Raw genomic sequence first — 19,223 nt, forward strand, 5'->3', positions numbered from 1 at the left:
ACCGTTCACCAGCGTTACGAAATGCCGAAGAGCGTCTTCAGCGGCTGGATCGCGAAGTACACGGCGAAGAACGCCGCCACCGCCCACATCAGCGGATGCACGGTCCGCGCCTTGCCGACCGCCGCCTGCAGCACCACGTAGCTGATGAAGCCGGCGCCGACACCGTTGGTGATCGAGTACGTGAACGGCATCAGGGTGATCGTGAGGAACGCCGGGACGGCGATCTCCAGCGTGGAGAAGTCGATGTTGCGAACCTGGCGCATCATCAGCACGCCGACCACGACCAGTGCCGGAGTGGCTGCTTCGGACGGCACGAACTGCGCCAGCGGGGACAGGAACACCGTGACCAGGAACAGCACGCCGGTCGTGACGGCGGCCAGTCCGGTCCGCGCGCCGTCACCGATGCCCGACGCCGACTCGACGTAGGTGGTGGCCGACGAGGCTCCGGCCGCACCGCCCGCCACCGCCGCCAGGCCGTCGATCAGCAGCACGTTCTGGATGCCGGGCAGCTGGCCATCCTCGTCCAGCAGGTCCGCTTCCTGCGCGAGCCCGATGGTCGTACCCATGACGTCGAAGAAGTCACTGAGCACCAGCGAGAACACGATGACGATGCCGGAGATGATGCCCACCGCCGAGAACCCGCCACCGAGGGAGAAGTTCCCCAGCAGCGTGAAGTCCGGGGCGCCGAAGCTCTTGCCGGAGAAGGACGGCTTGTTCAGCGCCCATCCCTCGGGGTTGACGACCTTGCCGGTCGCGTCGGTCTGCGGGCCGATGTTGCCGATCGCCTCGATGATCACGGCGAGCACGGTGGAGACCGTGATGCCGATCAGGATGGCGCCGCGGACCTTGCGCGCCATGAGCACCGCGATGAGCAGGACGCCGAGCACGAAGACCAGGGTCGGCCAGCCATTGAGGTGTCCGCGAACGCCGATGTCGACGACCGTTCCGGAGCCGGCCCGGACGAAGCCCGCGTCCACCAGTCCGATCAGCGCGATGAACAGGCCGATGCCGACGGCGATGGCGCTCTTGAGCTCGGCCGGGATGGCACGGAACACCGCGACCCGGAACCCGGTCAGCACCAGCACGGTGATCACCAGCCCCTCGATCACCACCATGCCCATCGCTGCGGGCCAGGACATCCGGGTGGCGACCTGGAACGCCACGAACGCGTTGAGCCCCAGACCGGTCGCCAGCGCGAACGGGTAGCGCCCGATCACGCCCATGGCGATGGACAGCACGCAGGCGACCAGCGCGGTCGCCGCGGCCACCGCTGCCAGGGCCGGCGCCTGCCCGCCACCGAGGAACTTCCCGTGCGCGTCCTTGACGGTTCCGATGATCAGGGGGTTGAGCACCACGATGTAGACCATCGTCACGAAGGTGACGAGGCCACCGCGGAGCTCGCGGGCCACGGTGGATCCACGTTCGGTGATGCCGAAGAACCGGTCGAGCGACCCGGCCCTCGTCGAAGTCTGGGTGGACATGCTGCTCCAGAGAGATGCCAGGCGACGGATCGCGGCCGGACGGACGATGCGGCGGGTAGCGTGCCGGGATGTGAACAACAGCCCACAAGCCGGTGACACGGCATCCGGTTCGGGCCACACCGACCGGACCGGCGATGCCGACGGCTCAACCGTATCGAATGCCGGGACGGCGGAGTACCACTGCGATCAGATGCTCTCGGTGGATGCCCGCAAGGTCGTCCTGGTAGGGGCTGCCCTGTTCTTCGTGGCCTTCGTGGTGCTACTGCCGTTCTGGTCCTGGCTGGGCCGTCACGATCACCGGGTATGGCTGTGGACCGCCCTGGCCGGCTGGCTGATGGGCATGGCGGCGATGCCGCTCATCCGCAAGCACACCGGCGAGGGCCGGTTGGGCTGACGCCGACGGCTATTCGGCAGCAGCCGGATCGGTGCCCACTGTCGCATCCTCGTCCGAGGCGGGTCCCTCGGCGGCAGCATCGTCCGGAAAGCCCGGCAGCTCACCGGCTGCGAGCTGAGCGTCCGGCAGCTCGTTCTCGGTCAGCTGCTCGTCCAGGCCTTCCCGACCGGCGAACTCTTCACCCGGCTCGTCATTGGCCTCGACGTCGATGAGGTCGTCCTCGAAGATGTCGCCACGGTCCTCCTCGACCACCTCGACCACGGTGTCGGAGTGGGCGCCGCAGCCGAACTCCACCGCGACGATCCGTCCATCGGTGGCCACGTACTCGTTGGCGCAGACGCCGAAGGCCGCCCGCAGCGAGTCCGCCAGCGGCAGGAAGAAGCCGCACGTTCCGCAGTGCGCCGGGGCCTGGCGTGCCATCGGGGTGTCCGGGCCGCTGTCACCGGCGTACCAGCGCTCGGCACTTTCCAACCGTCCGAAGCGGGACAGCACCCGCACCCGGCCCAGGCCCAGCTCGAAGGCGACGTCCTCGACCTGCGGATCGTCGGACAGTACGTAGGCCGGCACCAGCCGAGGGTCGTCCGGCTCGACCGGGAGCAGATCCCCGGGGCTGAGGTCGCCCGGCTGCAGTCGCTCGCTCCACGGAGTCCAGGCCGGGGCCAGCAGCGCGCCGTCGCCCGGGAGCAGCACCACCTCTGCCACCGTCGGCTCGCTGTCCGGAGCACGGACGAGCGTCACCGCCCAGTGCCAGCCGGCATAGCCCGCCAGCGAGGCAGCGAAGGCATGGGTGCCGGCGAGCTCGGCTTCGGCGCGGACGCCCTGGTGCTCGCCGACCTCGGAACCCGCCATCTCTACGGCAGCGGCTCGGGCGAGATCGACAGCCGCGGCGATCATAGGGTCGACAGCTAGGGGTTCGGTCGCGACGGTCACGCCTACATTGTGTCATTACCGCTGTTCCCGCGTGCTCTTCGCGGCGTTGCGCACGTTCGCTGCATCCGCCGGACCGGTGGGGCAGGATAAGTCCCGTGACGGCAGGCGAGAACTCGGCGGACGGCGGCATGGACGCCGACGGCTTCTCCCAGCCCGTGTTGCACGGGGCGCTGAACCAGAGCAGCGAGCAACCCGGCGACGAGCCGGTTCCGCCACGGCGCGCGTCCGCCCGGCCGGCGGGTACCGGGAACCTGACCGTGACCCGCGCGGTGCTGGCCCGCAGCCGCTACTTCTCCCGGCTGGTGGCGCACAAGGTCATCTCGGCCAGCGAGGCCGACGGCGCCCGGGAATCCGGCCTGACCGCGATGATCTGGAACCAGGTCATGTCCTACGCCTCCGACGCGATGGTGACGGTCGCGCTGGCCGGCACCGTGTTCTTCTCGGCGCCGGCCGAGGCCCAGCGCGGCAACGTCTTCCTCTATCTGCTGATCACCATGGCACCGTTCGCCATCGTCGCCCCGATCATCGGACCGGCGCTGGACCGCGTCCAGCACGGCCGGCGCTGGGTGATGGCCGCTACGGCACTGGGCCGGGCGCTGCTGGCCGTCGTGATGGCGCTGCACTTCACCGATCTGCTGCTGCTGTTCCCGGCCGCGCTGGGCTCCCTGGTGCTGTCCAAGGCCTATGCGGTGATCCGCTCGTCGGCGGCGCCGCGGCTGGTGCCCGCCGGTTTGACCCTGGTCGAGGCCAACGCCCGGCTGTCCATCTTCGGGCTGACGGCCGCGGTGCTCGGCGGTGGCGTGGTCGGCGTGGCGATCAAGGCCACCGGCTCCTACCCGTTCGGGCTCTGGATCACCGCGGTGGCGTTCACGGTGACAGGCTTCTACGCCTTCCGGCTGCCCAAGATCGTGGACGCGCTGCCGCCCGCGCCGAGGCTGCGGACGGGCGGTGGCGGCCTCGAAGGGTCGCGCAGGTCCCGGCGGCCGGCTCGGACGCGGAGCCGGAGCCGCGGTGGCAGGCGCCGGAGGTCGAGCCGGGTCGACTCCGCGCCGGCCGCGAGCCGCCGGTGGCGGCCACCACGCGAGACCGCGTCGCTGAGCCTGCCGGCCAGGTTGGCTGCATGGACCCGACGCGGCTTCGATGCCCCGGTGATCCTGGCGCTGCAGGGCGAGTCGACGCTGCGCTGGCTGTCCGGATTCCTGACGATGTTCTTGGCCTTCTACATCGAGGCGGTGTCGCACGGCTGGCAGGCGGTGGCCAGCCTGGGAGCGCTGGGCGCGGCCACCGGGGTCGGCAACTTCCTCGGCACCGGAATCGGCACCCGGTTGCGGATGGCCCGGCCGGATCTGATCATCCTGTGGTGCACCGCCGCCGCGGCAGTCGGTTGCGTGGTTGCCGCGCTGCTGTTCAGCCTGCCGGTGGCGATCGGCGCGATGCTCGTCTGCGCGGTGGCCAACGCGCTTTCCAAGCTGTCGCTGGACGCGATCATCCAGCGCGACGTGGCGGAATCGCTCCGGTCGTCGGCGTTCGGCCGCTCCGAGACGTTCCTGCAGCTGTCCTGGGTGCTGGGTGCGGCGACCGCCCTGGTGCTGCCGCCGAAGAACGGCCACCTCGGCTTTGTCGTCTCGGCTGCCGTCACGGTCGCGGTGGCCGTCACGATGGGCGTCCGAGAGAGGGCGCTCAGATCACAGGGCGGCGAGGCCCTGGCCGCCGGCCTGTCCCCCGAAGGTAACCTCGGCCGGTGACGTCTTGGACCCGGCTCCGACCCCGCACCCCGCGCCTCGGACGAGCGGCTGCGGCCGGCGCCGGACTGGTCACGACCGCGGTGCTGCTGACCGCCTGCAACAAGCCGCAACCCACGGTCACGATGTTCACAGGCAACAAGTCCCAGGCAGTGTCCGCGCAGCCGCCGTGCACGGTGCTGGGCAGCTGCCAGTCCGAGTCCAGCAAGGTCGGCCAGATCAAGGCGGCGAGCGGCAGCCAGATCCTGGTCGACGTGCCGAAGGCGCTGGCTGACGGTGGCTGGATCGTGGCGGCGTTCACCTCGGACGGCACCAAGAACACCGCGCTGACGACACCGGGCGCGTCCTCGTCCCCGATCAGGGGTCACCACACCGTCCGGCTGCAGGTGCCCGACGCCACCACCGGCAGCTACTACCTGCAGGTCACCGCGCTGAAACCGAGCAACCAGCTCACCACCTGGCTCGTCGGCGTGCAGCTCACGCAGTAGCCGGTGCTGTCGTGACCCGCCTGCTCGTCGTCACCGCTGCCGCCGCCGAACGCGAGGCGGTCCTGTCCGGCCGCCCGGTCGCCATCGGCATGCTCGCGGGGCTCGAGGTCCATCGCGCCACCACCGCGGCCGGACTGCTCGACGTGGTGTGCGGCGGGGTCGGGCCGGTCGCGGCCGCGGTGGCGACCGGCTGTGCCCTGCGCAACGGCTACGACGCCGTGATCGCGGCCGGAATCGCCGGCGGCTTTCCCGGCGCGGAGGTCGGCGGCATGGTCGTCGCCGACACCGTGATCCACGCCGACCTCGGTGCCGAGACGGCCGAGGGGTTCTCGTCGATGGCCGAACTCGGCTGGGGGCCGGTGCGCTTCGACACCGACCCGGCGCTGGCTGCGGAGTGCGGCCGCCGGACCGGCGCGCGTACCGGTTCGATCCTGACCGTCTCGACGGTGACCGGCAGCCAGCACCGCGCCGACCAGTTGCGCACCGCCCATCCCGACGCCCTCGCCGAGGCGATGGAAGGGGTGGCGGTGCACCAGGCGGCCGCCCGATCCGGCGTTCGATTCGCCGAGCTCCGGGCCATCTCGAACCGGGTGGGCCCCCGGGACCGGTCCGCCTGGCGGATTCCCGAGGCGCTGAGCGCGCTCACGGCCGCCTTTGCCGAGCTGCTCTCGGCACCCCTGACCACATCACCGCCCCGCACCGAAAGTGAGACCGCACAGTGACCGCTCTCGAGGTGGCCTTCTCGCCGTGCCCCAATGACACGTTCGTGTTCCATGCCTGGACGCACGGGCTGGTTCCGGGTGCCCCCGAGACGAAGGTGACCTTCGCCGACGTCGACGTCACCAACACCGCGGCGCTGCGGGCAGAGTTCGACGTGGTGAAGGTGTCCTACGCGGCGCTGCCCTGGCTACTCGAGAAGTACGAGCTGCTGCCCTGTGGCGGCGCGCTCGGACGCGGCTGCGGGCCGCTCGTGCTGACGGCCGATGGCCGCACGAACCTGGACGGGGCACGGGTGGCGGTCCCCGGTGAGCGCACCACCGCGTACCTGCTGATGCGCTTGTGGGCCCAGGGCCAGGTCCCGGCGTCCGTCGAGATGGTGCCGTTCGCCGACATCATGCCGGGCGTCCGCGACGGCCGGTTCGACGCCGGCCTGGTCATCCACGAGGCCCGGTTCACCTATCCGACATTCGGGCTCACCGCGCTGGCCGACCTGGGGCAGTGGTGGGAAGAGAGCACCGGCCACCCCATCCCGCTGGGCGCGATCCTGGCCCGCAAGGAACTGGACACGGCCGAGCTGACCCGGGTGATCCGGAGTTCCGTCGACTACGCCTTCGCGCATCCGGAGTCCTCCGCCGATTTCATCGCCGCCCACGCCGACGAGATGGATCCCGACGTGCAACGCCAGCACATCGCCCTGTACGTCAACGAGTTCAGCCGCAACCTGGGCGACGAGGGCTACGCCGCCATCACAGACCTGCTCGACCGGGCGCACGCAGCCGGGCTGGTTCCACCGATCGGGCCGCTGCGCGCCGGCTAGTCCCTCCTGCTTGCCAGGGCGCCCGACTCGCTGGGCCGCACGGATTGTCTGCGCTCGGCCAGCACCGGCGTCATCGCGATCGCCAGCAGCGGGAACACCGCCGCGACCGCAAACCCGAGCGCGTAACCGTGCGCCTGGATCAGCATGCCCAGCAGCGGCGGGGTCAGCGCGGAGGCGACGTTCTGCGCGGTGTTCTGCGCCCCGAGCGCGCGGCCGGCCCACGAGGAGCCGGCGAACTCCGCGACCGCCGTGAACGCCAGCCCGTTGTCGGCGACGGTGATCACCGCTCCGGCGATCAACACGCCGAGAACGGTGGCAGAGTTCAGCCGGTCACCGAGCGCGAAGGCCAGCATCACGGCCGCGCTGGCCACGGCCAGCTGCCGCATCGGAGTGAGCCTGCTGGCAACCCGGTCCGACCACGCGCCCGCACCGATCCGGCCGAACGCGCCGAGCAGCTGGGCCACGAACAGCAGCCGCCCGGCGGCGATGGGGTCCCAGTGTCGGACGCTGACCAGGTACACCATCGAGAAACCCGAGATGGCGAACTGCGGAACCACCAGCAGCGTCGAGGCCGCGTGCAACCGCCACAGGGTCGGCACCCGGTACGGCGAGCCCTGGGCGACCACCGTCCCCTTCGCGGGCCGGGGCGGATCGACCACGAAAACCAGCACCAGCAGCCCGATGACCGTACACAGCACGACCGGGACTCCCAGGGCGGTGGCGACGCTCCAGCGGTCGGCCACCGGCGGCAGCGCGACGGCCGCGATTGCGACCCCGAGCGGCTGGGCGGTCTGCCGAAGCCCCATCGCCAGCCCACGCTCGTGTGCGGCGAACCAGCCGAGGACGACCCGGCCGCTGGCAGCGTTCACCGACGCGCCGGAGGCACCCGCGGCGGCCAGTGCCACGCACAGCATCGTGGGTGAATGCAGGCGCGAGGCCCCCAGCAGGAAGGCCGCGGCCAGCAGCAGGCCCGCGGTGATGACCAGCCGCTCGCCGTAACGATCTGCGATCGCTCCCCACAGGATGAGGGTCAGCAGCAGTCCTACGGCCGGCGCACCCACGATGGCACCCGCCGCGCCGAGTGAGATGCCGAGCTCCGCCCGCAGCTGCGGCACCAGCATCGGCAGCCCGTACAGGAAGAGGCAGGTCGAAGCCTGCGCCAGCAAGCCGAACGCGAGCACTACCCAGCGACGCCTGTCGCCCATTGCCATCACCTTCCCGGCTCGGGACCCTACCGCTGGTTCCTGTCCATTGGGACGATCGTCCCAATGGACGAGACCCCTCAGTCAAGGCGCCGGGTGGGCACAGCAAAGGGGCCCCGACATCGTCGGAGCCCCTTTTCGCAGTGTCAGCGGCTGCTCAGGACTCCAGGTTGTCGGCCACGGCGCGGAGCAGCGTGGCTACCTTCTTGCCCTCCGAGCGGTCCGGGTAGTGCCCGCGCCGCAGCGAGTTGCCGACCTTGTCGAGCAGCTTGATCAGATCCTCGACGATCGGCGTCATCTCTTCCGCCGGACGCCGGGTCGCCTTGACGACCGAGGGAACCGGGTCTAGCAGGCGGACCTGCAGCGCCTGGTTTCCCTTGCGGCCCTGGACGACACCGAACTCCACCCGCTGCCCCGGCTTCAGTTCCGGAACCCCGGCGGGAAGGGCGTCCTTGTGCACGAACACGTCGGCCCCCGCGTCGTCGGCGAGAAAACCGAAGCCCTTTTCGGCGTCAAACCATTTCACCTTGCCGGACGGCATGAGTGAACACCCCACTACTCGGTCGAAGATCGGACACCACCCGGACGGCGATTTCGGCGCCACGTCGTGCCCACATACGGCAGACGCCCGCACGACGTGCGGACGCCAAAATCACAGGATATCGCGACGGTGCAGACGGGTGCACCGGCGATACTGGAGAAATGCCCGCAGCCGCCTCCCGACCGACCTCCGTCCGCGTCGGATTCGCCCTCTTCCTCGTCGGCCTGGTGTTCCTCGCGGTCACCGTCGTTCCGTTCTTCTTCGGCGACCACAACCGATCGGTCTGGCTGAACGTCGGCTGCATGCTCGCGCCGATCGGCTTCGTCATTGCCGTCGTCGGGGTCGTGCGAACCGGACGGGCCGATCAGCGAGCCGCTGTCCGTGCCCTCGACGACCGGTGAGGATTCGCTAGAACAGCCGCTGCGCCGGCGACTGCTCCGCCGCACCGGCCAGCCGCCGGTTCAGCCTGGCCCGCGCCCGGCTCGGCAGCTCGGGGACCAAGATCACCCTTTCAGCCGCGGCAAGATCGCCATTGAGGGCACGGAAGGCTTCGGCCAGCGTCACGCCGTGCGCCGGCCGATCGAGGACGGTGACCTCGTCACCGGCCCGTACCGTGCCCTCGGTCAACACCCGCAGGTACGCGCCCGGACGCTGCGCGCGGACGAACCGCTTGATCAGCTTGTGGACGCCCCAGAATCCGGCGAAGGTCGTGCACGGCGTCCGGGGAGAGGTCACCTGCAGCACCGCGCTCCCGATGCGCCACCGCTCGCCGATGAGCGAATTCGTGACGTCCACGCCGCGCACCGTCAGGTTCTCGCCGAAGGAGCCCGGCGCGAGCGGGAACGCCAGCTCCGGCCCCACCTCGCGCTGCCACCACTCGGTGTCCTCGATCGCGTAGGCGTACACGGCCTGATCGGGACCGCCGTGCACACGCAGGTCCCCGATCCGATCGCCGTCGACCCCGAGGCGCCGCAGCGTGACGGGGCGCTCGACCGGCCGCTTGTCGATGCCGGTCTGCAACCTGCGCTGTCTCGGCGCGTTCGGCCGCAGCGCCGGATCGTCGCGCATGCGGCTGACGATGTTGACCGTCAACAGGGACGACGCCGGTGCTGACACAACGGCCAGCCTAATGGCGTGGCACACTGATTGTTCGTTCTCGACTCAGGGGTGGGGCACAGCTCATGGCAGGCACGGTTTCGCCGAAGTCCAACTGGGATGGCGCGTACGACGAACACCCGGTGAATGAGTTGCTGGCCGACAAGGCCGGCTCGCAGAGCCCGTTCGGCGACGACCTCACCTTTCCGTTGCCCGTCGAGAGCCTCTACTACCGCCACCCCGGTCCGGAGAATCGCCCGCACCGCGCTGGTGACTGACCGCGCGAGCCGCGGGTGACCGCAGAAGACCTGATCGAGCGGTCATCGGGTAGGCCTGCCACGCTCACCGGGTGGCTGCGCGGCTTCAGCGACCACGAGCTGATCGCGCTGCTGCGCCGGCGGCCCGACCTGGCGCTGCCCGCTCCGGTGGACCTCGCGGCGCTCGCCAGCCGGGCCGGCGTCCGAAGCTCGGTTTCCCGCGCTCTGGACTCGCTCGACGCCTTCACGCTGCGCACGCTGGAGGTGGTGGTGTGCCTGGGTGCGGGCGCCTCCGTCGACACCACTGCCTCCTGGTTCTCCCTCGACCACGCCGATGCCGTGGCAGCCGCCCTGACCCGGCTGCGGGACTGGCTGCTGATCTGGGGCGGCGACGAGCAGTTGCGCCCGGTCGGTGCCGTGCGGGAGGTCCTCGGCTCGTACCCCGCCGGCTTGGGACGCAGCATCTTCGACCTGTTCAGCGCCGTCAACGACATCGCGCTGGCCCCGTTGCTGCGACGCCTGGGGCTGCCGCCGGCAACCCAGCCACGGTCGGGCAACGCGGCGGCCACCGCCATCCTGGAGCGGCTGGACACGCTGCTGGCCGAGTGCGGGGACGGTGAGCGCGCCATCCTGGACCGCCTCGCCGCCGGACCACCCATCGGTGCCTTGCGCAACGCCTTCGCCCCGTCCCTTTCCGACGCCAACGGTCCCGCCCGGTCGCTGGTCGAACGCGGGTTGCTCGCGCCCATCGACACCACCACCGTGGAGCTACCCCGCGAGGTCGCGCTGGCGTTGCGCGAGCACCCCGCCGGGCCGGTCCGGCCCACACCGCCCGAGATAGCGGTGGCCGAGCGCGGCGCACCGGTGATCGACGGCGGTGGCGCCACCCAGGTGCTCGAGACGGTCCGGCTGGTCGAGCTACTGCTGAACGAGCTGGCCCGCGATGCCCCGGCACAGCTACGGGCCGGCGGCCTCGGCGTGCGCGATCTGCGCCGGTTGTCGCGCGCGCTGCAGGTCACCGAAGCGGTCACCGCCATGCTCGTCGAGATCACCTACGAGGCCGGCCTGCTGTCGAGCTCGACGACCGTGGATGCCTCGTACCTGCCCACCACCGACTTCGACGGCTGGCTGCGGCAGGCAACCGCGCAGCGGTGGGTTCAGCTCGCCGGGGCCTGGCTGGCGATGACCCGGCTGCCCGGCCTGGTCGGGGCTCGCGACGACCGGGACAAGACCATCGCCGCGCTGTCCTCGGACGTGGAGCGGCACAGCGCCCCGACCCTGCGGGTGCAGCTGCTGGCGCTGCTCGCCGAGCTGCCTCCCGGCCTCGCCCCGCGCTCGGATGCCGAGGTGCTGGCACGGCTGGCGTGGCGGGCTCCTCGCCGGGCGTCGGCCAATCGCGCGGTCGCCGAGGCGATGCTGGCCGAGGCGGCGACGCTGGGGCTGACCGGCTACGGCGCGATCACCGGCTACACCCGGGCGCTGCTGCACGGTGCCGAGACCGGCGCCGCCCGGGCCGAGGCCAATGCCGCGGACACGCTGACCGCGGCGCTGCCCGAGCCGGTGCAGGAGTTCCTGCTGCAACCGGACCTGACCGCCGTCGTGCCGGGCCCGCCGACCGCTGAGCTGCAGGGCGAGCTGGGCCTGGCCGCGGATCTGGAGTCGACCGGCGGCGCCTCGGTGTACCGGATCGGCCCGGGCAGCCTGCGCCGCGCGCTGGACGCCGGCCGGACCGGATCGGATCTGCAGCAGTTCTTCACCAGCCACTCGCGCACTCCCGTCCCGCAGGCCCTGCAGTACCTGATCAACGACGTCGCGACCCAGCACGGACGGCTGCGCGCGGGCGCGGCCACCAGCTACCTGCGCTGCGACGACGAGGCGTTGCTGGACCGGGTGCTGGCCGAGCCCGCGCTCGTCCCCCTCGGTCTGCAGCGGATCGCCCCGACGGTGGTTCTCACCGGCTCCGGCATTGCCGTTGTGCTGGAGCGGCTGCGCGCGGCCGGTTTCGCCCCCGCCGCGGAGTCCGCGGACGGCGCCATCGTCAACCTCGCCGCGGACACGCCTCGGGTGCCGGGCCGCCAGCACTCCCGGATCTCGCGGGTCAGAGCCAGCGTGCTCGCCGACACCCAGCTGTCCGAGGTGGTCGCCAGGCTGCGGGCCAGCGAGCGACTGGCCGCGGCCGTCACCAACTCGACCAACCGGGTGTCCCAGCAGATCCCCGGTGTCACCTCGGCGTCGATCCTGGAACTGCTACGGACCGCGGTACGCCAGGAGCGCACGATCGCGATCGGCTACGTCGACGACACCGGCACACCGTCCCAGCGCGTGCTGACGCCGATCTCGCTCGGCGGGGGAATGGTGCGTGGCCACGAGCCTTCGGACGGCAGGCTGCGCAGCTACCCGCTGCAGCGGATCACCACCGTGAGCCTGCTCGCCGACGAGTAGCGTCCGGGAACATCAAGACCGCGAAAACGCTTGAACCAGGCGATCCCACAGCGACATCTTCTAAGGAGCACGGGTGACCGACGGACCTCTCATCGTCCAATCCGACAAGACGCTGCTGCTCGAGGTCGACCACCCGATGGCCGGCGAGGCGCGAGCCGCGATCGCTCCGTTCGCCGAGCTGGAGCGGTCCCCCGAACATGTCCACACCTACCGGCTGACACCGCTGGGACTGTGGAACGCCCGCGCGGCCGGCCACGACGCCGAGCAGGTCGTCGACGCCCTGGTCCGGTTCTCCCGCTACACCGTGCCGCACGCGCTGCTGGTGGACGTCGCCGACACCATGGACCGCTACGGCCGGCTGCAGCTCGCCAAGCACCCGGTACACGGGCTGGTCCTGATCAGCCTGGACCGCGCGGTGCTCGAAGAGGTGCTGCGGCAGAAGAAGATCGCCCCGATGCTGGGCGAGCGCATCGATCCCGACACGGTGCTGGTGCACCCGTCCGAGCGCGGCCGGCTTAAGCAGGCGCTGCTCAAGGTCGGCTGGCCCGCCGAGGACCTGGCCGGCTACGTCAGCGGCGAGGCGCACCCGATCGAGCTGGAGAACGACGACTGGACGCTGCGGCCCTACCAGCAGCAGGCGGTCGAGTCGTTCTGGGCCGGTGGCTCGGGCGTGGTCGTGCTGCCCTGCGGTGCCGGCAAGACGCTGGTCGGCGCCGCCGCGATGGCGCAGGCGAAGGCCACCACGCTGATCCTGGTGACCAACACCGTGTCCGGCCGACAATGGAAAAGAGAACTGATCGCCCGCACCTCGCTGACGGAGGAAGAGATCGGCGAGTATTCGGGCGAGAAGAAAGAGATCCGCCCGGTCACCATCGCCACGTACCAGGTGATGACCACCCGGCGTAAGGGCGAGTACCGCCACCTGGAGCTGTTCGACTCCCGGGACTGGGGCCTCATCGTCTATGACGAGGTGCACCTGCTACCCGCGCCGATCTTCCGGCTGACCGCCGACCTGCAGTCCCGCAGGCGGCTCGGCCTGACCGCGACGCTGGTGCGTGAGGACGGCCGCGAGGGTGACGTGTTCTCCCTGATCGGCCCCAAGCGCTACGACGCGCCGTGGAAGGACATCGAGAACCAGGGCTGGATCGCGCCCGCGGACTGCTCGGAGGTTCGGGTGCAGCTGACCGACGCGGAGCGGATGAGCTATGCCACCGCCGAGCCCGAGGACAAGTACAAGCTCGCCGCGACCGCGCGTACGAAGCTGCCCGTCATCAAGGCCATCGTCGACCAGCACCCCGACGACCAGGTGCTGGTGATCGGCGCCTATCTCGACCAGCTCGACGAGGTGGCCGAGCACCTCGGCGACATCCCGATCATCCAGGGCTCGACGCCGAACAAGGAGCGCGAGCGGCTCTATGACTCGTTCCGCTCCGGTGAGACACGGGTGCTGGTGGTCAGCAAGGTCGCCAACTTCTCGATCGACCTGCCGGAGGCAGCTGTGGCGATCCAGATCTCGGGGACCTTCGGATCCCGCCAGGAAGAGGCCCAGCGGCTCGGACGGGTGCTGCGGCCCAAGCACGACGGGCGCCAGGCGCACTTCTACACCGTGGTCAGCCGGGACACCCTGGATGCCGAGTACGCCGCGCACCGGCAGCGGTTCCTGGCCGAGCAGGGGTACGCGTACACGATCGTGGACGCCGACGACCTGCTGCGGCCGCTCTAGGGGTGCCAGCCGGACTGAGCGAAGTTGTTGACTTCTGTTGGTATTTGAGTAACGCTGTGCCGTATGCTCGCTCACCAGCGCCAAGCCCGGATCCTCGACGAGGTCCGCCGTGCCGGCGGGGTCCGGGTCTCCGAGTTGACCACGCTACTCGGCGTCTCGGATATGACGGTTCGCCGTGACCTGGACCAGCTGGCCGCCGACGGCACCGTGCAGAAGGTGCACGGCGGCGCCGTACTGGCCGCGCGTGTCACCGAGGAGCCCGGCTTCGAGGCCAAGAGCGGTTTGGCGCAGGGCGCCAAGCGCGCGATCTCGACCCGGGCCGCCACCCTGATCGAGCCCGGCACCGCCGTCGCGCTGTCCGCCGGAACCACGACGTGGGGCCTGGGACAGCACCTGGCCTCGATTCCGGGGCTGACTGTCGTCACGAACTCCACGACGGTCGCCGACACGATCAGCACGTCGGCCACCGGCAAGCACACCGTCATCCTGACCGGCGGCGTCCGCACCCGTAGCGCGGCTCTTGTCGGCCCGGTCGCGGACGCCACGATCCGGTCCCTGCACTTCGACCAGCTGTTCCTCGGCGTACACGGCATGGATGGCCACGCCGGGTTCACCACCCCGAACCTCGCCGAGGCCGAGACCAACCGGGCCCTCATCGACCGCGCCCGTACGGTCATCGTGCTGGCCGACTCGTCCAAATGGGGGACCGTGGGACTCGCCGACTTCGGCCCGCTCTCGGCCGCCGACATCCTGATTACCGACGACGGTATGCCGGCCGAGGCGCGAGCCGTGCTGGCCGAGTCGGTCGGTGAGCTGATCCTCGTTCCCTACGTATCCGAAGAGGCCGCGCCATGACGTACCGCCAGCACGTGCAGCTCGCCGACGACCGGGACCTCTACTACTTCGATTCCCAACCGGGGCAGGATCGCTCCGCCAAGGATCTGCGGGACCTGCCCGAGACCGCGACGTCGTCCCAGATCCGCTGGGATCCGCTGTTCAACGAGTGGACGGTCATCGCCGGTCACCGGCAGTCCCGGACGTACAAGCCGCCGGTGAACCTCTGCCCGCTCTGCCCCACCCGCGACGGCAACCTGACCGAGATCCCCTCCCCTGAGTACGACGTCGCGGTGTTCGAGAACCGGTTCCCGTCCCTGAGCAACGACGCTGCCCAGCACGTCCCGGTCATCGAGGACTTCCCGTTCCGCTCCGGGCCCGGCACCGGTCGCTGTGAGGTGGTGTGCTTCACCAGTGACCACAACACCTCGTTCGCCCAGCTCGACCAGCGCCACGCCCGTACCGTGATCGATGCCCTCGCCGACCGGACCGCCGAGCTCAGCGGGCTGGACGAGGTCGAGTACGTGTTCTGCTTCGAGAACCGTGGCGAAGAGATCGGCGTGACACTGTCCCACCCGCATGGCCAGATCTACGGCTACCCCTTCGTGCCGCCGCGGATGCTGCGCGCCGCCCAGGCCGCCGCCGATTACGAGGCCGAGCACGGCGACTGCCTGCGTTGCGAACTGCTGCGCCAGGAGGTCGAGGCCGGTGAGCGGATCATCGCCCGCACCGAGCACTGGACGGCGCTGGTTCCCTTCGCGGCCCGCTGGCCCTACGAGGCGCGGATCATCGCCAACCGGCACGTCGGGGACCTGCCGTCCCTGTCGGATGACGAGCGGGATGACCTGGCGGCGGCCTACTTGGACCTGCTGGGGCGCTTCGACCGGATCTTCGACACTCCCGCCCCCTACATCGCCGGTTGGCACCAGGCCCCGGTGCGGCAGCTGCGCCATTCCTGGCATCTGGGAGCCGAGGTGTTCACCATCCGCCGGGCGCCGGGCAAGCTGAAGTACCTGGCCGGTTCGGAATCCGGAGCGGCCGTCTGGATCAACGACATCACGCCCGAGACCGCCGCCGCCCGGTTGCGCGGGGACTGACGAGCGCTACGTCACCGAGCGCTGGGCGTGCTGGTTGTCCACCCGCTGCTCGATGCGCAGCGCGGACTCGATCACCTTGACGATCTGCGGTTCGACCTGGCGTCCGAAGATCGGGATCGCGACCTTGACGTCTCCCGCCACCACCAGCTTCGATCCGGAGCCGGCGTTGGTGAGGACCGCCTCGGCGACCATGCTTGCCGGCTGATTCTTGATCGTGAGCCTGATGGCGCCCCGCCGGGTGCCCTGGGCGTCCGGGGCCGTCCACTGCTCCACCTGCCGGATCGCGATGCTCTCGCCGACGAAGCTGCGGATGAAGTCGGGCACGTCCGGCGCCATCACCCGATCGACGCGCACCTCGTCCCCGCCGTCGGCGGTGGGCGTGACGGCGACCTCGAAGGACAGCGCGCCGGACTGGCGGCAGGCCTCCTCGCGTACGGCCTGCTGGATGTGGCTGGCGTAAATCTGCTCCACCGTGGCCGGCGACGCACTCTCGACAGTTAGCTTCATACCTCGATCATGGCCGATCACCGTTCACGGCGCCGCAATAGGGCTGGCCGGCGGGCGGGGTCTCCGGACTGGGGGTGCTCCGGCTGGTAGTTTTCGAGAGTGCGGCAGTACCTGGAACTACTCGACGATGTCCTGGCCAACGGCATCCGTAAGGGGGACCGTACCGGCACCGGAACCCTCAGCGTGTTCGGTCGCCAACTTCGCTTCGATCTGACCGAGGGCTTTCCGGCGGTCACGACCAAGAAGCTGCATCTGAAGTCCGTCGTCGGCGAGCTGATCTGGTTTCTGCAGGGCTCCACGAACGTGCGCTGGCTGCAGGAGCACGGCATCAGTATCTGGGACGAGTGGGCCGATCCCGACGGCGAGCTCGGGCCGGTCTACGGCCACCAGTGGCGGTCCTGGCCTGCGCCGGATGGACGCCACATCGACCAGATCGCCAGGGTGCTGGACTCGATCCGGACCAATCCTGACTCCCGGCGGCACATCGTCAGCGCCTGGAATGTCGCCGAGGTGGACGACATGGCGCTGCCGCCGTGTCACACCATGTTCCAGTTCTATGTGGCTGACGGCCGGCTGTCGTGCCAGCTTTATCAGCGCTCGGCCGACCTCTTTCTTGGGGTGCCGTTCAACATCGCGTCCTACGCGCTGCTCACCCACATGGTGGCCCAGGTCTGCGGGCTGGAGCCCGGTGACTTCGTGCATACCTTCGGCGACGCGCACCTGTACCTCAACCACGTCGAGCAGGCCACGCTGCAGTTGAGCCGGGAGCCGCGTCCACTGCCGGTGTTGCGGCTGAACCCCGAGCGCAAGGAGCTCACGGAGTTCGAGATCGGTGATGTCCAGTTGCTCGGTTACGACCCGCACCCTGGCATAAAGGCCCCAATCGCCGTCTGAGCTCGCTGTTCCCGCTCCGTCCCTGCCGTCCCTTCCGTTCCTCTCGTTTGACCTGCTGTTGGTCGCCCCAGCACGCCCTCAGCAGGTCAAACGAGTGGACGAAGGCGAGCGGAAGGGACGGGGGGCAGGAGGGCGCGAACAAGCCCCGGATACGCCAATGGGCGGCTCCGCCGAAGCGGAACCGCCCATCGAAGTGGTGCAGGTGCTGAACTGCAGAGCCGTGAACGACCCAGCGTGGGGACCTGGACTTAGAAGTCCATGCCCCCCATGTCGGGAGCGCCACCGCCGGCAGCTGCGCCGGCCTTCTCGGGCTTGTCGGCGACGACAGCCTCGGTGGTGAGGAACAGCGCGGCGATCGACGCGGCGTTCTGCAGGGCGGACCGGACGACCTTGGCGGGGTCCGGAACACCGGCAGCCAGCATGTCGACGTACTCACCGGTCGCGGCGTTGAGGCCGTGACCCTGCGGCAGTCCGGCGACCTTCTCGGCCACAACGCCACCCTCGAGGCCGGCGTTGATCGCGATCTGCTTCAGCGGAGCCGACAGCGCGACCTTGACGATGTTGGCACCAGTGGCCTCGTCGCCGGTCAGGTCCAGCTTCTCGAACGCGGTGACGCTGGCCTGCATCAGCGCGACGCCACCACCGGCGACGATGCCCTCTTCGACGGCGGCCTTCGCGTTGCGAACGGCGTCCTCGATGCGGTGCTTGCGCTCCTTGAGCTCGACCTCGGTCGCAGCCCCGACCTTGATGACCGCAACCCCGCCGGCCAGCTTGGCCAAGCGCTCCTGCAGCTTCTCGCGGTCGTAGTCCGAGTCGGAGTTCTCGATCTCGGCGCGGATCTGGTTGACGCGACCCTGGATCTGGTCCGCGTCGCCAGCACCCTCGACGATGGTGGTCTCGTCCTTGGAGATGACGACCTTGCGCGCGCGGCCGAGCAGCTCGATGCCGGCGGTCTCGAGCTTGAGGCCGACGGTCTCGGAGATGACCTGACCACCGGTCAGGATCGCGATGTCCTGCAACATGGCCTTGCGGCGGTCACCAAAGCCCGGGGCCTTGACGGCGACGGACTTGAAGGTGCCCCGGATCTTGTTGACGACGAGGGTGGACAGCGCCTCACCATCGACGTCCTCGGAGATGATCGCCAGCGGCTTGCCCGACTGCATGACCTTCTCGAGCAGCGGCAGCAGGTCCTTGACGTTCGAGATCTTCGACTCGACGATCAGGATGTAGGGGTCATCGAGCTGGGCTTCCATGCGCTCGGTGTCGGTGACGAAGTACGCGCTGATGTAACCCTTGTCGAAGCGCATGCCCTCGGTGAGCTCCAGCTCGAGCCCGAAGGTGTTGCTCTCTTCGACGGTGATGACGCCCTCTTTGCCGACCTTGTCCATCGCCTCGGCGATGAGTTCGCCGACGGTGGAGTCAGCGGCCGAGATCGAGGCGGTGGCAGCGATCTGCTCCTTGGTCTCGACCGGCTTGGCAACGTTGAGCAGGTGCTCGGAGACGGCCGCGACGGCCTGCTCGATGCCACGCTTGAGGCTCATCGGGTTGGCGCCGGCCGCGACGTTGCGCAGGCCCTCGCGCACCAGCGCCTGGGCGAGCACCGTGGCGGTGGTGGTGCCGTCACCGGCGACATCGTCAGTCTTCTTGGCTACCTCTTTGACGAGCTCGGCACCGATCTTCTCGTACGGGTCCTCGAGCTCGATCTCTTTGGCGATGGAGACACCGTCGTTGGTGATGGTGGGGGCTCCCCACTTCTTCTCCAACACGACGTTTCGACCCTTCGGGCCGAGCGTCACCTTTACTGCGTCGGCAAGAGTGTTCATGCCGCGCTCCAGGCCGCGGCGGGCCTCTTCATTGAACGCGATCAACTTGGCCATGCGTGTCGTCCTTTACTTGTCTGGTGCCGTAACGGCACTGACTAGTTGTCGACCGACCTGCGATGCCCGCGACGGACGGCGCCCATATCGGCAGGGCCCCTCATCACGATCGGCTAGCACTCACAGTACGCGAGTGCTAAGTCAGGTTTAGCACTCTGCCTGGGAGAGTGCAAGAAAGGCGG

19 protein-coding genes are annotated in these 19,223 nt (G+C 69.7%); 12 read left to right on the forward strand and 7 right to left on the reverse strand.

Annotated elements, in window-relative coordinates:
* Positions 1-14 precede the first annotated feature (14 nt).
* The gene (locus RM423_RS05375; protein ID WP_311421977.1) at positions 15-1,481 is read right to left on the reverse strand and encodes an NCS2 family permease; all 1,467 of its coding nucleotides are present in this window, start codon (positions 1,479-1,481) and stop codon (positions 15-17) included.
* Positions 1,482-1,551: 70 nt separating this feature from the next.
* Between RM423_RS05375 and RM423_RS05380 the strand changes: the two genes are divergently transcribed.
* The gene (locus RM423_RS05380) at positions 1,552-1,875 is read left to right on the forward strand and encodes a DUF2530 domain-containing protein (RefSeq protein WP_311421978.1); all 324 of its coding nucleotides are present in this window, start codon (positions 1,552-1,554) and stop codon (positions 1,873-1,875) included.
* Positions 1,876-1,884: 9 nt separating this feature from the next.
* Here RM423_RS05380 and RM423_RS05385 read toward each other — a convergent pair whose 3' ends face one another.
* Complete coding sequence (locus tag RM423_RS05385; protein ID WP_311421979.1) at positions 1,885-2,805, reverse strand: DUF3027 domain-containing protein; 921 nt, start codon at positions 2,803-2,805, stop codon at positions 1,885-1,887.
* 95 nt (positions 2,806-2,900) lie between these two features.
* On the opposite strand from RM423_RS05385, the gene RM423_RS05390 reads away from it, so the two are divergent.
* From RM423_RS05390 to RM423_RS05405, 4 genes are read left to right on the forward strand one after another with little or no spacing between them, the layout of a single operon-like run.
* Positions 2,901-4,550 (forward strand): MFS transporter, encoded by a 1,650-nt coding sequence (locus RM423_RS05390; protein ID WP_311421980.1) that lies wholly within the window; start codon positions 2,901-2,903, stop codon positions 4,548-4,550.
* Positions 4,547-5,035: a DUF2771 family protein gene (locus RM423_RS05395; RefSeq protein ID WP_311421981.1), complete on the forward strand. Its 489-nt coding sequence runs from the start codon at positions 4,547-4,549 to the stop codon at positions 5,033-5,035. The genes RM423_RS05390 and RM423_RS05395 overlap by 4 nt, the downstream gene beginning before the upstream one ends.
* A gap of 11 nt (positions 5,036-5,046) precedes the next feature.
* Entirely contained in the window at positions 5,047-5,757 is a 711-nt protein-coding gene (locus RM423_RS05400) for a futalosine hydrolase (RefSeq protein WP_311421982.1), read from the forward strand.
* Positions 5,754-6,572 (forward strand): 1,4-dihydroxy-6-naphthoate synthase, encoded by an 819-nt coding sequence (locus tag RM423_RS05405; protein WP_311421983.1) that lies wholly within the window; start codon positions 5,754-5,756, stop codon positions 6,570-6,572. Before RM423_RS05400 ends, RM423_RS05405 begins: the two co-directional genes overlap by 4 nt.
* Here the strand turns inward: RM423_RS05405 and RM423_RS05410 are convergent.
* Both RM423_RS05410 and RM423_RS25425 read right to left on the reverse strand, forming a co-directional pair.
* Positions 6,569-7,777, reverse strand: a complete 1,209-nt coding sequence (locus RM423_RS05410) for an MFS transporter (protein WP_311421984.1) — start codon at positions 7,775-7,777, stop codon at positions 6,569-6,571. The genes RM423_RS05405 and RM423_RS05410 overlap by 4 nt on opposite strands.
* 154 nt (positions 7,778-7,931) lie before the next feature.
* On the reverse strand, positions 7,932-8,315 hold the full coding sequence (locus tag RM423_RS25425; RefSeq protein WP_396327607.1) for a cold-shock protein: 384 nt from the start codon (positions 8,313-8,315) through the stop codon (positions 7,932-7,934).
* Between the two features lie 161 nt (positions 8,316-8,476).
* On the opposite strand from RM423_RS25425, the gene RM423_RS05420 reads away from it, so the two are divergent.
* The gene (locus tag RM423_RS05420; RefSeq protein WP_311421985.1) at positions 8,477-8,716 is read left to right on the forward strand and encodes a hypothetical protein; all 240 of its coding nucleotides are present in this window, start codon (positions 8,477-8,479) and stop codon (positions 8,714-8,716) included.
* Between the two features lie 7 nt (positions 8,717-8,723).
* On the opposite strand, the gene RM423_RS05425 is transcribed toward RM423_RS05420, so the two are convergent.
* A complete protein-coding gene (locus RM423_RS05425) occupies positions 8,724-9,431 on the reverse strand; it encodes an MOSC domain-containing protein (RefSeq protein ID WP_311421986.1) in 708 nt (235 codons plus the stop codon).
* Between the two features lie 65 nt (positions 9,432-9,496).
* Between RM423_RS05425 and RM423_RS05430 the strand changes: the two genes are divergently transcribed.
* From RM423_RS05430 to galT, 5 genes are all read left to right on the forward strand, one after another.
* Positions 9,497-9,688 (forward strand): hypothetical protein, encoded by a 192-nt coding sequence (locus RM423_RS05430; protein ID WP_311421987.1) that lies wholly within the window; start codon positions 9,497-9,499, stop codon positions 9,686-9,688.
* A gap of 15 nt (positions 9,689-9,703) precedes the next feature.
* Positions 9,704-12,109 (forward strand): helicase-associated domain-containing protein, encoded by a 2,406-nt coding sequence (locus RM423_RS05435; RefSeq protein WP_311421988.1) that lies wholly within the window; start codon positions 9,704-9,706, stop codon positions 12,107-12,109.
* 73 nt (positions 12,110-12,182) lie between these two features.
* The gene (locus RM423_RS05440) at positions 12,183-13,832 is read left to right on the forward strand and encodes a DNA repair helicase XPB (RefSeq protein ID WP_311421989.1); all 1,650 of its coding nucleotides are present in this window, start codon (positions 12,183-12,185) and stop codon (positions 13,830-13,832) included.
* Between the two features lie 63 nt (positions 13,833-13,895).
* A complete protein-coding gene (locus RM423_RS05445) occupies positions 13,896-14,687 on the forward strand; it encodes a DeoR/GlpR family DNA-binding transcription regulator (protein WP_311421990.1) in 792 nt (263 codons plus the stop codon).
* Positions 14,684-15,763 carry a galactose-1-phosphate uridylyltransferase gene (gene galT / locus RM423_RS05450; RefSeq protein ID WP_311421991.1) on the forward strand — a complete coding sequence of 360 codons (1,080 nt, stop codon included), beginning with the start codon at positions 14,684-14,686 and terminating at the stop codon, positions 15,761-15,763. The genes RM423_RS05445 and galT overlap by 4 nt, the downstream gene beginning before the upstream one ends.
* A gap of 6 nt (positions 15,764-15,769) precedes the next feature.
* Here the strand turns inward: galT and RM423_RS05455 are convergent, their stop codons facing one another.
* Positions 15,770-16,270, reverse strand: a complete 501-nt coding sequence (locus tag RM423_RS05455) for a DUF2505 domain-containing protein (protein ID WP_311421992.1) — start codon at positions 16,268-16,270, stop codon at positions 15,770-15,772.
* A 99-nt stretch (positions 16,271-16,369) separates the two neighbouring features.
* Here RM423_RS05455 and RM423_RS05460 point away from each other — a divergent pair, with 99 nt between their 5' ends.
* The gene (locus tag RM423_RS05460; protein WP_311421993.1) at positions 16,370-17,164 is read left to right on the forward strand and encodes a thymidylate synthase; all 795 of its coding nucleotides are present in this window, start codon (positions 16,370-16,372) and stop codon (positions 17,162-17,164) included.
* 248 nt (positions 17,165-17,412) lie between these two features.
* Here RM423_RS05460 and groL read toward each other — a convergent pair whose 3' ends face one another.
* The gene (gene groL / locus RM423_RS05465; RefSeq protein ID WP_311421994.1) at positions 17,413-19,041 is read right to left on the reverse strand and encodes a chaperonin GroEL; all 1,629 of its coding nucleotides are present in this window, start codon (positions 19,039-19,041) and stop codon (positions 17,413-17,415) included.
* Positions 19,042-19,223: the final 182 nt, after the last annotated feature.

It is taken from the genome of Jatrophihabitans lederbergiae, assembly GCF_031845305.1.
GTDB classification, from domain to species: Bacteria; Actinomycetota; Actinomycetes; order Mycobacteriales; family Jatrophihabitantaceae; genus Jatrophihabitans_A; species Jatrophihabitans_A lederbergiae.

Excerpts from the sequence above, each read along its gene's own strand:
- RM423_RS05410 (WP_311421984.1), bottom strand. The coding sequence starts at position 7,777 with ATGGGCGACAGGCGTCGCTGGGTAGTGCTCGCGTTCGGCTTGCTGGCG.
- RM423_RS05420 (WP_311421985.1), top strand. The coding sequence starts at position 8,477 with ATGCCCGCAGCCGCCTCCCGACCGACCTCCGTCCGCGTCGGATTCGCC.
- groL (WP_311421994.1), bottom strand. The coding sequence starts at position 19,041 with ATGGCCAAGTTGATCGCGTTCAATGAAGAGGCCCGCCGCGGCCTGGAG.
- galT (WP_311421991.1), top strand. The coding sequence starts at position 14,684 with ATGACGTACCGCCAGCACGTGCAGCTCGCCGACGACCGGGACCTCTAC.
- RM423_RS05430 (WP_311421987.1), top strand. The coding sequence starts at position 9,497 with ATGGCAGGCACGGTTTCGCCGAAGTCCAACTGGGATGGCGCGTACGAC.
- RM423_RS05375 (WP_311421977.1), bottom strand. The coding sequence starts at position 1,481 with ATGTCCACCCAGACTTCGACGAGGGCCGGGTCGCTCGACCGGTTCTTC.
- RM423_RS25425 (WP_396327607.1), bottom strand. The coding sequence starts at position 8,315 with ATGCCGTCCGGCAAGGTGAAATGGTTTGACGCCGAAAAGGGCTTCGGT.
- RM423_RS05445 (WP_311421990.1), top strand. The coding sequence starts at position 13,896 with ATGCTCGCTCACCAGCGCCAAGCCCGGATCCTCGACGAGGTCCGCCGT.
- RM423_RS05455 (WP_311421992.1), bottom strand. The coding sequence starts at position 16,270 with ATGAAGCTAACTGTCGAGAGTGCGTCGCCGGCCACGGTGGAGCAGATT.